Below are 15,510 nucleotides of genomic sequence, written 5' to 3'. Positions count from 1 at the left end.
AAAAACATAATATTTCTTGATATTCGCATATGAGCTAATAACCAAAGGATTAAAGCGCTCATTTCTTCTCAATTAAACCAATTATTCCCAAGGTCAAAAATATAACACCTGGAAATGCAAATGATTTCAGTCAATCGCAAGTAATTACTGAAATATTAAAAATTTAAAGATTATATTGACAATTCAATCATGTACTATTATAATAATTTTAAGGTAACTAATTAGTTATTAAAAATGTTAAGTTAATGCATGCTTTTAGTTTTTAAAATAGCTATTTTTAAACTGAAAGTAAATATAAAAGAAGCGAGGTGAGTCCACCAAAACAGTTAGTTAATCCAAATGTATAATTAAATTAATTTTTAAGTCGAGTTCTCAAATTAAAGCTATTTAAAAAAGTTCTAACTCAGTAATTTTAGTTGTTTGTTTAGATTAAAGTTATATGTCCTTATGTAATTTAAAAGCTCAATAGTTAACTATTTATTCTAGTTCGGTTAGTTTAGTTTAAAGGATTAAAGTTAGAAAAAATATAAAAATGGTTAGTAAGTTTTAAATTGGAGTTAATAACGGTTAAATATTAATATGTTATAGAAATTCTCTTACTATAGTGAGAATTGAGTTACAAAGTTAATTAATCAAGTGAAATTAAGAAATCTAGATGTTACATTTAGGAAAATTGTTTAAGGTGATTATTGTTTGAAAAATAAGTTTTTAAAAGGATAGAAACCAGAGTACCTAATTTAGTGTTATAGGTAATCTGGTTTCTGTTTTTTTATTATTAATAAACAGATGAATAAGTTAAAAATACTACATTTTGATGAATTATTGGCCATTAATTTAAGCTCTCACTCTGAGTCTAAGAATCACTTGATACAAATTGTTTGTTTAATTCTTATAAATAGTATATGATTAAAGGATATGGCAGCCAGAAAGTTCTAATTGAGCTTCCATTGAGAGGGAGAAACAATTATGAAACTTATTCAGCCCATAAAGGATACTAACTTAATTAATACAGTAAAATTGGAATTACTTAAGGCAGGATATAAAAATTATTTACTATTTGATATAGCAATAAATACAGGCTTAAAGATTATAGATATAATAAATCTTACAGTTTGGGATGTGAAAAATAAGTCTCAAATTGAAGTAAAGGAAAATAGAACTGGTAAGCTATTGAAATATGCCGTGTCTCCTGAAATTCACAAAGAAATTCAGAAGTTTATACTTGGAATGCCTGCAGGAGAGCTACTTTTTCCAAGTAGAAAAGGTGGAAAAAATCCTATAACAAACAAGCAAGCCTATAAGTGGCTGAATGAAATAAGCCAAAAACTTGGTCTAGATAACCTCGGCACCCATACACTCAGAAAAACCTTTGGGTATCACCATTATAAAAAGCATAATGATATAGCCTTGCTGCAGAACTTATTTAGTCACTCTACCCCTGATATGACTCTTAGATATATAGGTGTTGCTGATATTGAAGCCACCAGCATTGAGGATTTTTTTCAGTAATAACTAAAAGTGAGAACATACATAAACTTTTATTATATATGCTCTCATTTTTATTTTCTCCTTACACCATCTACTCTTAATTACAAAAAACTTCTTCCACATATATTAATTTAGCTTTATAAATGGAACCCTATAACAATGGAGGTATAAAATAATGAATTTTAACCAATTAGGAATCAGCGAAGATATAGTAAAGATATTAAAAAATAATGGCATCACTGAGCCCACACCGGTTCAAGCCGAAAGCATCAGTCTTATAAAGAATGGAAAAGATGTTATAGTGGAATCTCAAACCGGCACAGGAAAAACATTGGCGTTTTTGCTTCCCATTTTTGAAAATATCTCAACTAAGGTTGACGCAGTTCAAGCCTTGATTTTAACTCCTACAAGAGAGCTTGCCCTTCAGATAACCGAGGAAGCTCTAAAGCTTAAACAGGCTAAGGATATTAATATATTGGCAGCTTACGGAGGTAAGGATATAGGGTCACAGCTTAAGAAGCTAAAAACAGGTATCCATCTTATTATTGCAACTCCGGGAAGACTTCTTGATCATCTTGAAAGAAAAGCCATAGATTTAAGTAAATTAAAAACCTTTGTGCTGGATGAAGCAGATCAAATGCTTTTAATGGGCTTTAAGAATGATGTGGAGACAATTATAAAGGAAACCTCTAAAAAACGCCAAACCCTTTGTTTCTCTGCAACCATAAATTCAGATGTTAAGAGACTAGCCTATAGATACACAAAAGAACCGTTAGCAGTAACAATAAATAAAGAAGAAGTAACTCTTGATGCTATTAAACAACAGGTAGTAGAAACTACAGACAGAAGAAAACAAGATGCTTTGTGCACCGTGCTCAATCAAGACAATCCATATATGGCTATAATATTTTGCAGAACCAAAAGAAGAGTGGATGAACTGGAAGTAGCACTATATAAACGAGGCTACGACTGCAAAAAGCTGCACAGTGATATACTTCAATCAAAACGTGAAAGAATAATGAAAGCCTTTAGAAATGGTGATTTTCAATACTTAATAGCAACGGATGTTGCCTCTAGGGGACTTGATATAAGCGGAGTCAGCCATATATATAACTATGACATACCTGAAAGTGCAGAAAGTTATATACATAGAATCGGCAGAACCGGAAGAGCTGGAGAGGAAGGCTACACCTGCCTATTTATTGACCCAAAAGACAGATTGAGACTTGAAGAAATAGAAAAAGCTATTAAATTTAAAATACCAAGAAGGGACTTAGGTGAAGAGAATCATGGCAACAAATAGAAGTGTTAAAGGAAATTTCAACTACAATAATATAGAGAAGAAAGATAAAAACTTTATGTACAAAAACCTAGAGAGAAGCAATTGTTATAACTGTGACTTTTCAGGCTCAATTTTTGATTTTGTAAGCTTTAGAGGAGCACATTTTAAATCTACCAATTTCTTAGAGTGCAGCTTTAAATATGCAGAATTTATTGGAACAAATTTAAAAGGCAGTGACTTTAAAAGTTCTATTTTTGAAAATGCTATTTTTGACTCTGTTAAGCTGGAAGATACTAATTTCAAGGATGTAAAGTTTATAAATGCTATATTCTTATCTACTGATATGAGCAAAGCTAAAAATATTGATATAAATACCCCCGGCATCAGAATCTTCGAAGAAATGCCAAAATTAGAAATCAGTGACGAGTTAACAAGTGCTGTTTTAACCGCTATGGAAAACAAGTATATAAAGAAAGCACGAGTCCTTGATACAAAAGACGGCGGCCTTAATACATTAAATATTATGCTTCTACTAGAAAATTTTACAGAAGAAACAATAATTGCGGGACTAAAGTCAATTGTTACAAAGCTAGACAGGGAATTTTACACTTTAAGTTATATAATAAAGTTTTTGAATTTGCAAGAATAACATTGCTTTGAACACTGCCTTTTATAATTCAAAATAGCTTTACCCAAGTAATATCAATGGTTAAAGCTATAAACCTCACTTACTTATGACAACTAACCTTATTTTATTCCTAAAAACTCCTCTTCATTTAAAAACCTTATATTTTGTCCTTTTGCATTTAAGTCCACTGCTCTTTTAAGCTTAGTGCTCATTTCTTCTCTATGTAAATCTTTTACATCTTTCATGTTAGTCACTAAAATTGTTGTCTTTCTCGTAACAGAACTTCCTGTAGTTCCTCCAAGTACTCTAACTAATCTCATAGCTTCATCCCTTGGCATAGAATCCAGCCTTCCAGTGAACACTACTACTTCATTTTTATATGCATCAGCTTTTAATCTTTCAAATACACTTCGTTTTTTAGGAACATAAATTCTATTAGAGGTTTTTATTGTCATTCCTTTAATACGTGATGGCTTATATTCGCTGCCATCTACGGTTCCTATGCTTACTCCTACTAGTTTAGATATTTCATCAATATCATCACATTTTAATTCCGCTGCTATATTAAGTAATATATTGCTGCATGCAAGCGCATCATATAGTGCATCATGGTGCTTGAACTCATATCCTAAAAAGTCATTTACTGTGTTTAATTTTGCATTTTCAATTCCTTTATAAAAATTTTTGCTAAGTTTCATAGTACAAATATATTTAAACTCTGGCAGATCTATATCATAAAGTTCTGCAGTCTTCCTTAAAACTGATATATCAAAGGAAGCATTATGAGCAATTACTAAATTTCCATTAAAATAATGCTTAATCTTTTCCCATACCTTATCAAACTCTAGTTCATTCTCAACCACAGCTGGTCTTATTCCATGAATTCCAATATTAATTGGCATAAATCTCATTTCTTTAGGTCGTATTAAGTGATGTATTTTTTCTACAACATGTCCATTTTTCACAACAACAATACCAATTGAGCATGGACTATTTCTTCTTTCATTTGCAGTTTCAAAATCTATAGCTGTAAAATTCATTTCTTTCCTCCATAATATTTCTCATTAAATTATATCATTACTTTAAATGAAGAAAAGCATAAAAATTGAGGACGTTCTTAATACCAAACGTCCTCTTTCTTAAATCACATATCTCATAAATATTAATCTATTTTCTAATACCCTTAACTTTATCAATTATAGATTTTATTTTTTCCTGTAAATTTATCTCTTTTACCTTTCCCCATACATTTATCAATCCTGTTTTTTTCAACAAACCATTAAACTGTAACTTTAAACTACCATCATCTAGCTTTGTATTAACTATAGAATATACAACAGGAACTACTATAAAAGTAAGGAAAGTAGCTGCCAAAAGTCCAAACATTATAGTTACTGACATAGGTCCAAACAAGGCACTTTTTGAAAATGCAAGTGGAATTATACCTGTGATAGTTGCCACTGAACTTAATATTATAGGTCTAAATCTTTGGCTTACAGCATGAATACAAGCTTCATCTATAGAAAGTCCTTCTTTTCTTCCTTCAATTATATATTCTATAAGCAGTATAGCATTTCTTATAACCACTCCAATTAAGCTTATTATTCCCATTACGGCAGTTAGAGATAATGGCATTTGGAATACTAAAAGTCCTATTACTACCCCTATTAATGCTAATGGCAGCGAACACATAATTACAAGAGGCTGTACAAAAGATTTAAATTGTATAAACAGTAGTATATAAATTATAAGTATAGTAAGTACCCCTGCTAACGCAAGACTGGTGAAATTTTTTTCTATTTGATATTTTTCACCATCATAAATAACATTTACTCCATTTAAATCCATCTTGCATATTTTACTGCTTAGTACATCTTCCACATCTACTGAGTTATAACCTGTCTTTACATCGCTGTACACAGTGATAGTTTTATCCTTCTTATAATGTTTTATTTGATCCAGCTCCGAACTCAATTTAATAGAAGCAACTTGTGACAGCTGTACTTTATTATTCGTAACACTAGATTTAATCTTCAAATTTTCAAGATCCTTAACAGAAGCTATATTAGTTTTAACCAGTATATCGTACTCACTTCCATTTTTTCTATATACAGAACTGCTGTAACCTTTTAAGGCAATATTTATTTGTTTTAATATATCTGACTTTAATAAACCAAGGGTTGATGCTTTTGCATCATCTATATTTACTTCATATTGATAGGTCTTTTTTGCAGCATCATCCCTTACATTTAGTGTTCCAGGTATATTTTTTAACTGCTGCTGTATTTTATCTGAGGCTGCATATACTTGATCCAAATCTTCTCCAGTAAGTCTTAACCTTACAGGTGCTCCTATAGGTTCAGCTACTTCTAATAACTTTACTGTAGCTGTACCTCCTGAAATTTTATTATCTAGTAACCCTTGTAAATACTGAGTAAGCTCTTTATTAGTATTGAATTTTTTAGTCTTATTTAAATCTACCTTTGCCAAAATTTGAGCAGTATCCTTTGCTGGAGTTACTGTAGGCAAGGTAATATAAAATCTAGGCATTCCACCACCTATGGCTGAAGTATAGGATGTAATTTCTTTTTGTGACTTTAATACATCTTCCACTTGTTTTACTAAATTTGATGTACTATTAATATCTTCAACTTTTTCATTAGTAACATCTATATATATTATATTTTTATCTGCATAAGGGAAAAACTGCATTCCTAAAGTTTTTGCTATTCCTACAGATACTGCAAATATTACCAAAGCTGCAATAATAACTTTCTTTTTATGAGCAAGTCCATAAGTTAAAAGCTTATGAAACATTTTTTTAATCTTACTTTCCTTGTTAACGCATTTACTCTTTTTAAAAGCTAAAGCAGACATGGCTGGAGTTACAAATAAAGCCGATATATAGGAGCAGGTTACACAAATTATCACCACTTGAGGTAAGGTCTTTAAAAACTCACCTACTTCTCCAGGTATAGTTAATAGCGGTAAAAAGGCTCCAACAATAATTAATGTAGAAGTAAATACAGGTACAAACAATTTTTTTAAACCTTTAAAAGCCGCTTCATCAGGTTTCTCGCCTTCATCTATACCTACCTGTATAATGTCACCTATTACAATAGCATCGTCCACCAATATTCCCAGTGCTATAATAAGCGCTGTAGTAGACATTTGTTGAACTTTTATTCCAAGTACATACATTGCTAAAAAAGACATTCCTATAGATATTGGAATAACTGATGATACTACTAAGGCATTTCTGAGCCCCATACCTATAAGTACAACTATAACTACTAAAATTACTCCTTCTTTAAGGTTCTTCATAAAAAATGATACTGAATCATTTACAGCCTTAGGTTGAAATGTAACTTGATCTATAGTTAAATCCTTTGGCAGCTGCTTTTTTATACTATCCAACTTTTTTGTTATATCATCACCTATTAAAACAATGTTCTTATTATCTTGAAAATATCCTGAAAGCAGTACTGCATTACTTCCATTATCGGTATATTTATAATTAGAATCATCATCATAATCCATAGATACTTTTGCTATATCTTTAATTTTTACAGTTTCTCCACTGCTTCCTGATACACCAACAATTGTATTTTGTATATCCTGAAGAGATGTAAAGGTACCTGGTGTTTTAACCTTTATTTTTCCAGTAGGTAAATTTAAAGATCCTGAAGGAATATCTACATTTTGTGCTTTTAGCACAGAACACACATCTTCAATAGAAATAGTATACTTATTTATCTTAGTCCAATCAACTTCTATCTTTACCTGCTTTTTCTGTTTTCCTTCTATATCAAATCTAGAAATACCACTAACACCACTCAATTGTTTCTTTATATCATCTGCATAGTTTCCAAGCTGTTCATAGGAATAATTTTTTCCTGATATACTTATAATCATACCTGTGGTTTCTGTTAGCTTAGTATCTATCTTACTTTCCTGACATCCCTCTGGAAGCTCAGATTGTAAATCCTTTATTTTATCTCTTAAATCTCTCCAGGCTTTATCCTTATCTGCATCATTGTTTAAGCTTACGATGACTATGGAAGCGCTGTTTTGTGAATAAGATTCTACATAATCAAAACCACTTATTTCTTCCACCTTATCTTCTATTTTTTTGGATACCAGTTTTTCTATATCACTAGGTGAAGCACCAGGATATATTGTGGTAATCATGGCAGCAGGAGAAGAAACATCTGGACTTTCTTGCTTAGGAATAATGTGATAACAATAGAAACCACTTATAATGGCAATAAGCACTAAGACAAATATAATCTTTTTATTTTTTATGGCTGCTTTAATTAATCCCATAATTAATTCTCCTCTACTTTATTGTAAGGCTGTAGCCAGCTTTTATGTTTTTCATACCTTCAATAATAAGTTTATCTCCTGACTTTAAACCTTCTGCTGAAACTTTACCCTCATCTGTAGCCCCTAAGGTTACATTTTTTCTAACAGCTCGTCCATTTTCCGATACATAAACATAGTCTTCTCCATCATTTAAAATACCGCTAATAGGAATCCATATTCCATTTTTATTTCCTATACTAACATAAGTTTTTACAGTGTCACCAATATAAAATGTATTGTTATCTACAGGCTTTAAAAGCTTAATTTCAGCACTATAGGTTCCAGAGGTTTTATCTGACATTTGAACTATATTTGAAATTTCCCCATCCACATTATTGTTGTTAACTTTAACCTGAGCTTTTGTACCTATTTTTACTTTTTTAACATCATCAGAGGATAACCCTATGGTAACAACTTGATTTTTACTTCTTACTAAAACAACAGGGTTTCCTGCAGGCTGCATTTCCCCTTCTTTGCAAAGTACATCCACAACATAACCATCTGAATCAGAAGTTAAAGTTCCATCTTGAACTAAATTAGCCTTTGAGTCATAATCAGCTTTTGCTGCATTTACTTGTGCTGACAAAGCTTGTTTATCTTCTGATCTGCTTCCATTTTGAAGCTGTTGTAAGCTTTGTTTTGCACCATTCAAAGCACTGACAGTACTATCTAACTGAAGCTTACAACTATTTAGATCTTGTTTTGAAATTGCCCCAGCATTATATAATTTGACATTTTTATCATATAGGTCTTTATAATAATTGTAGTTATCCTGTGCATTTTTTACTGCTATATCAGCTTTACTTATATCTTCTTGCTGTGCTCCATTTACTGCTTTATCATATTGTGCAGAAGCCGAATCCATCTGAGCTTTAGAAGCTTCCATGGCAAAGTTCAAATCACTTTTATCAAGTTCAACTAAAGTATCGCCCTTCTTTATCTCCTGACCCTTTGACACACATATTTTAGATACCTTACCAGAACTTTTGAAGGAAAGCTTTCTCACCTCACTGCCGCCTGTTATTCCTTCATATTCTAAAGAAACAGGATTGTTTTCATTTTTCAGTTCTAAGATTTTAACAGGATAATTTTTAGAAGTATTTTTTTCTGAGTCACCCTTACTACCACATCCACTTAGCATAATTACACTTATAAATAGTGAGCAAAAATATAAAATTTTTTTATTCATGGTATCCCTCCTCTATTTCAAATATTATAATGACTGTTATTTAACATTTGTATCTTAATCAACATGTGTTTATTATAAAGCGTGTGTTATACAACTTCAATCATTAATTTGCTTATAATTTGTTGGTTATCCAACACATAATAGACAAGTGTTGGATAAATATCGAATTTTTTCTTATACCACTTGTAATATTTTATGAATAAAAAAGAATAATTTTTATTCAATAAAAAAAGAAGCATTATGCCATTTTTCATGGCAATACATGCTTCTTTAACTTTTTCCAAGATATATTATGTTTAATTATCTAATATTCTAACAGATTCTCTCTCAAATATTGATGTACTTAAAGTAATTTCAACCTTCTCCTTCCACTGTGTGATAACATCCACAGCCATTTGCCCCATTTCATAATGAGGAATGGTTAGTGTTGTAAGAGGAGGATTTGTGTATTTTGCATCCTTTATATCACCTATACTAATTACAGAAATGTCTTTTGGAATACTAAATCCATGTTCTCTAATAGCACTCATAGCTCCAATGGCAATATTATCATTTGCACAACAAATTGCTGTTAAATTTTCACTTTTCGACATCAATGATTTACAGGCATCATATCCCCCTTTTTGAGAAAAATCACTACTGGCAATATACTTCTTATTGCATTCAATACCAGCAGCGTCAATTGCTGCTTTAAATCCCTTTAATCTTTCCATAGATGCAAATATTTTTTGTGGACCACCGATAAATCCTATTTTTGTATGTCTTCGTTGAATTAAATATTCAGTAACTTTCTTACCAGCATCAAAATCATTTATCATCACATAAGGAATTTCAATACCTTGAGGAGCCAATGATACAATTTTTAAGCCATATTTTTCATATCTTACAACTTGATTCTCCAGCTTTTGTTTATAATCCGACTGATCAAATCCTCCACCAGCTACTATTATACCTTTTACTCTATGCTGCCAAAGATGATAATGATACCTTAATTCATCTTCAGGATTACGTCCTGTATTACAGACAAAAGACAAATAACCAAGTTCACTAGCTCTATTAGTTACTCCATTAGCTATTTCTCCAAAATAAGAATCTGAAACATCTCTTACAATTAGACCTATAATATCGCTAAACTTTCTCTTTAAACCCTGAGCAGCTTTATTGGGTGTGTATTGTAATTCATCAATTACTTTCAATACTTTTTCACGTGTACTTGCCGCTACTGGATAATTAACATTATTTATTATACGCGAGACAGTGGTAACCGAAACTCCTGCTTGTTTTGCTACATCCACGATAGAAACATTTTTCATATGTATACTCTCCTAAAAAATAAAATTAAGGTAAAACGTTTTCTTTAATTTATACAAAAATTCATATCATTCTTTAATTATATATAATTAAAAAATATCATAATATATACTTACATCTAGAAATCATCAAAAGCCACAGTCTTATAGAGATTAATATACATATACATTATAAAAAATTTGTATTTAAGTTTTCTCATTCATGCATATTATATATAATTTTTAACATATTAACAATATAAAAAGATAATAAGTATAGTAAAAAAAGTTTTTATTTAAAAAAAATCAAGATTTATAAGAAATATTTCATTTTTTTACATTTAATTACAATATTTTGATTTTATATTGCAATAGATGTGTTTTATCTATAATTTTTCAGAAAATATTATCTGTATTTTTCTTACATCAATCAAATGAAAATGCTATTTTTCAATACAACTAAATTTAAACATTATAATAATAAAAGTATTAATTTTTCACATAAGTATATAAATAAAAATTTCAGATATTTAGCTTATAGCATTGATTGTATCAGTACTTTTAAATTTTATCAAAGCCTAATTCACCTTATAATTATACTAATCAAAATGGTATATATGTTCAAAAAACAGTATAATTTAAAAAAAATTTTAAAAATTATTGACACAATAGAAAACGTTTTATATAATAAAATTACAGAAAACGTTCCCTATCAAATTATGACATACTTTTCTATCAATATATGCGTTTCTTAATAATAAGAAACGCATATTAAATACTATGATAAGTAAACGTTTTACAAATTTTTGTGTTCTAGACACAGCAAAAGGAAGGATTGTTAATATGAATGAAAAAGCAAATTTAAACTCTTCAACAAACCGTGCCTCAGAACTCCTTACTCGTCTAGCAAGTATTCCTTTTTCACGATGGCATATCAAACCACGTGTTATTATAGGTACTGCTACATTTTTTGATGGTTTTGATTCATTATCTCTTGCATATGCTATGCCAGTTTTGATTGGATTATGGCATTTAAGTGCTGGTCAAATTGGAATGCTAATTGCAGCAGGATACTTAGGTCAAGCAGTAGGTGCACTGATTTTTGGTGTTATCGCAGAACGCTTTGGTCGTGTAACTAGTGTAAAAGGCTCTATCTTTCTAATGTCTGTAATAGGAATTGCATGTATGTTTGCTGGCAATTATAATATATTGTTTACATTACGATTCCTACAAGGCGTTGGATTGGGCGGTGAAGTTCCTGTTGCTGCCACTTATATAAACGAATTGTCAGCAGCACATGGGCGTGGAAAATTCTTTATGCTCTATGAGATGATATTCCCTATTAGTTTGATGCTAACTGCACAAATTGCAGCTTTTATTGTACCACATTATGGTTGGAAATGGATATTCTTGATAGGTGGTGCAGCAGGTTTAATTATTCTGCCTCTTTTCTTTACACTTAAAGAATCACCACGTTGGTTAATTTCTAAAGGTAGACTTGATGAAGCTGAACGTGTTATTAAAGAAATGGAAGCAAGTACAGATGTGCGTGTACCTGTTACTATGGATGTAAACAAACCAGTAGTTAAAGCAAAATGGACTGAACTATTCTCACCATTCTACCGCTGGAGAACATTGGTAGTATGGGGATTATGGTTTTCAGCATACTTTATATCTAATGGTTTAAATAACTGGCTTCCTAGTTTATATAAAACTGTTTACAAACTTCCACTTTCAGAATCTTTGCATGCAGCATCCCTTACAAATATTGTTCAAGTAGTTATAGTATTAACATGTGCATTGCTAATTGATAAGATTGGACGTAGAAGATGGGCAACTGTGGCTTTCCTTGTTGCTGGTTGTCTACTTGCAGCACTATTCTTAAATGGAGCAGGATCTGCAAAAAGTGTTATGTACTTGGGATCATTATCTTATGGTGTTATAGGTTCAATTACTGTTTTGCTATACCTTTATACTCCAGAAATATATCCTACAAGAATGAGAGCTCTTGGAACAGCATTTGCTACAACATGGCTTCGTCTTGCTTCCGCAATAGGACCTATGATAATTGGAATCGTATTGGATGCTAAAGGAATTTCATATGTATTTCTTGGTTTTGCAGTTATTTGTATTATAGGTTCAATAATAGCTACACGAATGGTTGAAACAACCGGAAAATCCTTGGAGGAAATTGCACCTTAAACAAAAGTTAATTCACCCTTCCCTAATATAAAGAAAATTGGGATGCTGCCTAAATGCGGCATCCCAATTTCTTTTTGCCAAAGTATTTTACAATTTAAATTTATTGATTTGTGCTTCAAGTTCTATTGATAATTGTTTTAAAGAATTTGCATTGGTTAAGAACTCATCCATTGTTGCCGTAATCTCTTCCCCAGATGCTGAAACTTCTTCTGTACTTGCAGCAATTTCTTCTGAAACTGCAGATATATTTTGCATTTTAGCTACTATTACATCTTTATTATTAGTAGTTTCTTCTGCCTTTTTCTTAACTAATTGAATTTGCGAAGTTAGTTTATTTATTGAAGTTAATATTTCACCAAATATAGTTCTTGTTTCAGAAACAGCACTATTCTGTTCTTTTACACTGTTCTTTGTTTCCTCCATTGCTTTAACTGCTATTTGTGCCTTTCCTCTAATACTACCAACCAATGATTGAATCTGTTCAGTTGCAGAAGTAGATTCTTCAGCAAGTTTACGAATTTCATCTGCCACTACAGAAAATCCTTTTCCAGCTTCACCTGCTCTTGCTGCCTCTATTGCAGCATTTAATGCTAGCAAGTTAGTTTGTGATGATATTTGATTAATAGTATCAGTAATAACACTAATTTCATTGGATGCTTTATGTACATCCAGCACAATGTCATTAACCTCCATTGTAGATTTATCGGTATTGACAGATTTTTCAGTAAGAATTTCTACTACTTCTAATCCTTTTTTGCTTAATGTATTGGTATTTTCTGATTCATTAGACATTTTATTTGTAAGTTCAGAAATATTATCTATTTTATTGCTCACCTGTTCTAGTTCTTTAACTCCTTCATCTACATTCATTGATTGATCTGAAGTTCCATCTGCAATTTGACCTATTGTTGCTGCCACTTCTTTAACAGCATCATCACTTTCCTTAGCCATTGAAGTTATTGTATCTGAATTTTCATTTAAAATATCAGCGGATTCTTTCACATTACATATTAATGTTCCTATACCTTCTACCATTTTATTAAAATCATTTCCTAATTTTCCGAACTCATCTTTGCTATTAATATCTGTCCGAATTGACAAGTCACCATAGGCTGCTTTATTAAATGCATTTTGTAATTTAAATATGTTTTTAGTGATCCTTCTGCTCACAATTAATGCTGCTATTCCCGAAAGTACAAGCATTATAAAAATAAATGCAATTGAATACTTTTTTAAATAATTAAGATCATCATTTATTTCAGAGTTAGGCATTGAGGCAAATAATTTCCAATTTGTCAATTTATTTGTATCATAAATGATGATGTTATTGGCATTTTTAGCATTATCTTTTTGAAATCCTGATGCTCTGTTTTTTGTCATTTCCCATATGGACAATTTTTTTATTGTATCTGTACCTATTAACTTTTTATCAGGATGAGCTACTAAAATGCCCTTTGAATCAGTTACATATATGTAACCTTTCTGTCCAATTTTTATACTTGATAGTTTGTTGGATAATTTATCAAGATTTATAGTTACTCCTATAACTCCAATTACCTGATTATTATTTTCAACAGTCATTGAAATTGTCACCAGATTTTTCTTGGTCAATAAACCAACATATGGATCAGAGTAAAATACCTTTCCCCTTTTAGCCATGGCACCTATATACCAAGGTCTGGTTGTTGGGTCTAGTGTATTACTACTTTCAGGATATACATATACTGTTTTATCTGGCAATCCAAATATTACACTTTCAATGCATTCATTACTAGCTTTTACATCTTTAAAAATAGAATTTAATATTAATACATTCTCCGGATGTGTTTTTATTTCTTTTATATATGAATTATTATCCATAAATATCAAAGGTGTAGACATTCCTTCAAAAAAGTTTTCTATGCCTCTATTAACTTCTTGAATTGTTTGGCTAGTTGAAACTTCAAACCTATTTCTCACAATACTGTCAGTTTTAATATTAGAGAAAACACCTAAAGATATTATTGGCGCAATACCGATAACTATCATAATAAGCATTAACTTGTTTTTTATACTTGAAAATGTATTTTTAGTTTTCACAAATTTATCCCCCTCATTCTTTAACTTTTATAAAAATCAGCCTATATCTTGTATATGTCAATTGAAGATATAGGCTGATTTTATTTTTTATCTTATAATAAATAATCTATTTTAATACATTTATGATATCACCAATTTTTTCAATAGAAACAATAATTTCATCTCCAGACTTCAACCACTCTTGTTTATCTTCTGGATAGGTTGAAATAGCTCCGCTAGGTGTTCCAGTAAAGATTATATCTCCAGGCTTTAATGTCATATAATTAGATATGTAGCTTACCATTTCTGCACAATCAAAAATCATATCTCTAGTATTGCCATATTGCCTAAGTTCTCCATTTACTTTACATTGTATTTCTAAATTTGAAGCATCTATTTCATCAGCTGTTACCAAACAAGGTCCAATAGGTGCAAAATTATCACAGGTTTTTCCTATTAACCATTGATGAGTTTTGCGTTGAAGGTCTCTAGCAGCCAAATCATTTCCAGCAGTATATCCAAACACACAAGAAAGTGCATCTTCTTTAGAAACATTTTTAGCTTCTTTTCCAATAACAATAACTAATTCTGCTTCATAGTCAAATTTTTCACCACACTTTGGTAGAGGAATAATTTGATTATGTGCAGCAAGTGCATTGTTAAATTTACTAAATATCACTGGTAAAGCTTTATCATCTGCATTAGATTTTTGTGAATGAGTTATGTAATTTGAAGCAATGCAAAGAATTTTTTCTGGTTTTATCACAGGTGGAGCATAAATAATTTCATCTTCCGGAATTGTTTCTACTCCTTTTTCCATCAATTCATTTAATTTAAGTAAAGCTTTTTCTCCTCCATCAATAACTTCCTCTATAGTGTTATATGATTTAAGAGAATAATCTTCAGCAGCTTTTACTGCATCTATAATACCGTCCTCTGTCTTAATACCTAACCTAATTTTTTCTCCAACTTTAAAATTAACTAGCTTCATAGTAATCTCTCATCTCCT

Annotated in this window: 10 protein-coding genes; 4 read left to right on the top strand and 6 right to left on the bottom strand. The window is 30.8% G+C overall.

Annotation, left to right across the window (positions count from 1 at the left end; all coding sequences use genetic code 11):
- The first annotated feature begins 966 nt into the window (after window positions 1–966).
- From EG57_RS0205600 to EG57_RS0205590, 3 genes are all read left to right on the top strand, one after another.
- Entirely contained in the window at window positions 967–1,509 is a 543-nt protein-coding gene (locus tag EG57_RS0205600) for a tyrosine-type recombinase/integrase (RefSeq protein ID WP_032076290.1), read from the top strand.
- 154 nt (window positions 1,510–1,663) lie between these two features.
- Window positions 1,664–2,791: a DEAD/DEAH box helicase gene (locus EG57_RS0205595; protein ID WP_032076289.1), complete on the top strand. Its 1,128-nt coding sequence runs from the start codon at window positions 1,664–1,666 to the stop codon at window positions 2,789–2,791.
- The gene (locus EG57_RS0205590; protein ID WP_032076288.1) at window positions 2,778–3,419 is read left to right on the top strand and encodes a pentapeptide repeat-containing protein; all 642 of its coding nucleotides are present in this window, start codon (window positions 2,778–2,780) and stop codon (window positions 3,417–3,419) included. Before EG57_RS0205595 ends, EG57_RS0205590 begins: the two co-directional genes overlap by 14 nt.
- Window positions 3,420–3,517: 98 nt before the next feature.
- On the opposite strand, the gene EG57_RS0205585 is transcribed toward EG57_RS0205590, so the two are convergent.
- From EG57_RS0205585 to EG57_RS0205570, 4 genes are all read right to left on the bottom strand, one after another.
- Window positions 3,518–4,438 (bottom strand): exonuclease domain-containing protein, encoded by a 921-nt coding sequence (locus tag EG57_RS0205585; RefSeq protein WP_032076287.1) that lies wholly within the window; start codon window positions 4,436–4,438, stop codon window positions 3,518–3,520.
- A 127-nt stretch (window positions 4,439–4,565) separates the two neighbouring features.
- The gene (locus EG57_RS0205580; RefSeq protein WP_032076286.1) at window positions 4,566–7,724 is read right to left on the bottom strand and encodes an efflux RND transporter permease subunit; all 3,159 of its coding nucleotides are present in this window, start codon (window positions 7,722–7,724) and stop codon (window positions 4,566–4,568) included.
- Window positions 7,725–7,737: 13 nt separating this feature from the next.
- Window positions 7,738–8,952, bottom strand: coding sequence for an efflux RND transporter periplasmic adaptor subunit (locus EG57_RS0205575; protein ID WP_032076285.1), 1,215 nt, complete (start codon window positions 8,950–8,952; stop codon window positions 7,738–7,740).
- Window positions 8,953–9,248: 296 nt separating this feature from the next.
- On the bottom strand, window positions 9,249–10,265 hold the full coding sequence (locus tag EG57_RS0205570; protein WP_032076284.1) for a LacI family DNA-binding transcriptional regulator: 1,017 nt from the start codon (window positions 10,263–10,265) through the stop codon (window positions 9,249–9,251).
- Window positions 10,266–11,084: 819 nt separating this feature from the next.
- On the opposite strand from EG57_RS0205570, the gene EG57_RS0205565 reads away from it, so the two are divergent.
- Window positions 11,085–12,443: an MFS transporter gene (locus EG57_RS0205565; RefSeq protein WP_032076283.1), complete on the top strand. Its 1,359-nt coding sequence runs from the start codon at window positions 11,085–11,087 to the stop codon at window positions 12,441–12,443.
- An 87-nt stretch (window positions 12,444–12,530) separates the two neighbouring features.
- On the opposite strand, the gene EG57_RS0205560 is transcribed toward EG57_RS0205565, so the two are convergent.
- Window positions 12,531–14,522 carry a methyl-accepting chemotaxis protein gene (locus tag EG57_RS0205560; protein ID WP_032076282.1) on the bottom strand — a complete coding sequence of 664 codons (1,992 nt, stop codon included), beginning with the start codon at window positions 14,520–14,522 and terminating at the stop codon, window positions 12,531–12,533.
- Window positions 14,523–14,628: 106 nt separating this feature from the next.
- Window positions 14,629–15,492 (bottom strand): fumarylacetoacetate hydrolase family protein, encoded by an 864-nt coding sequence (locus EG57_RS0205555; RefSeq protein ID WP_032076281.1) that lies wholly within the window; start codon window positions 15,490–15,492, stop codon window positions 14,629–14,631.
- Window positions 15,493–15,510: the final 18 nt, after the last annotated feature.

Source organism: Clostridium drakei, assembly GCF_000633595.2.
GTDB lineage: Bacteria > Bacillota > Clostridia > Clostridiales > Clostridiaceae > Clostridium_AM > Clostridium_AM drakei.
The sequence above is the reverse complement of the archived record's forward strand: the minus strand, read 5'-3'. Positions and strand labels throughout refer to the sequence as shown.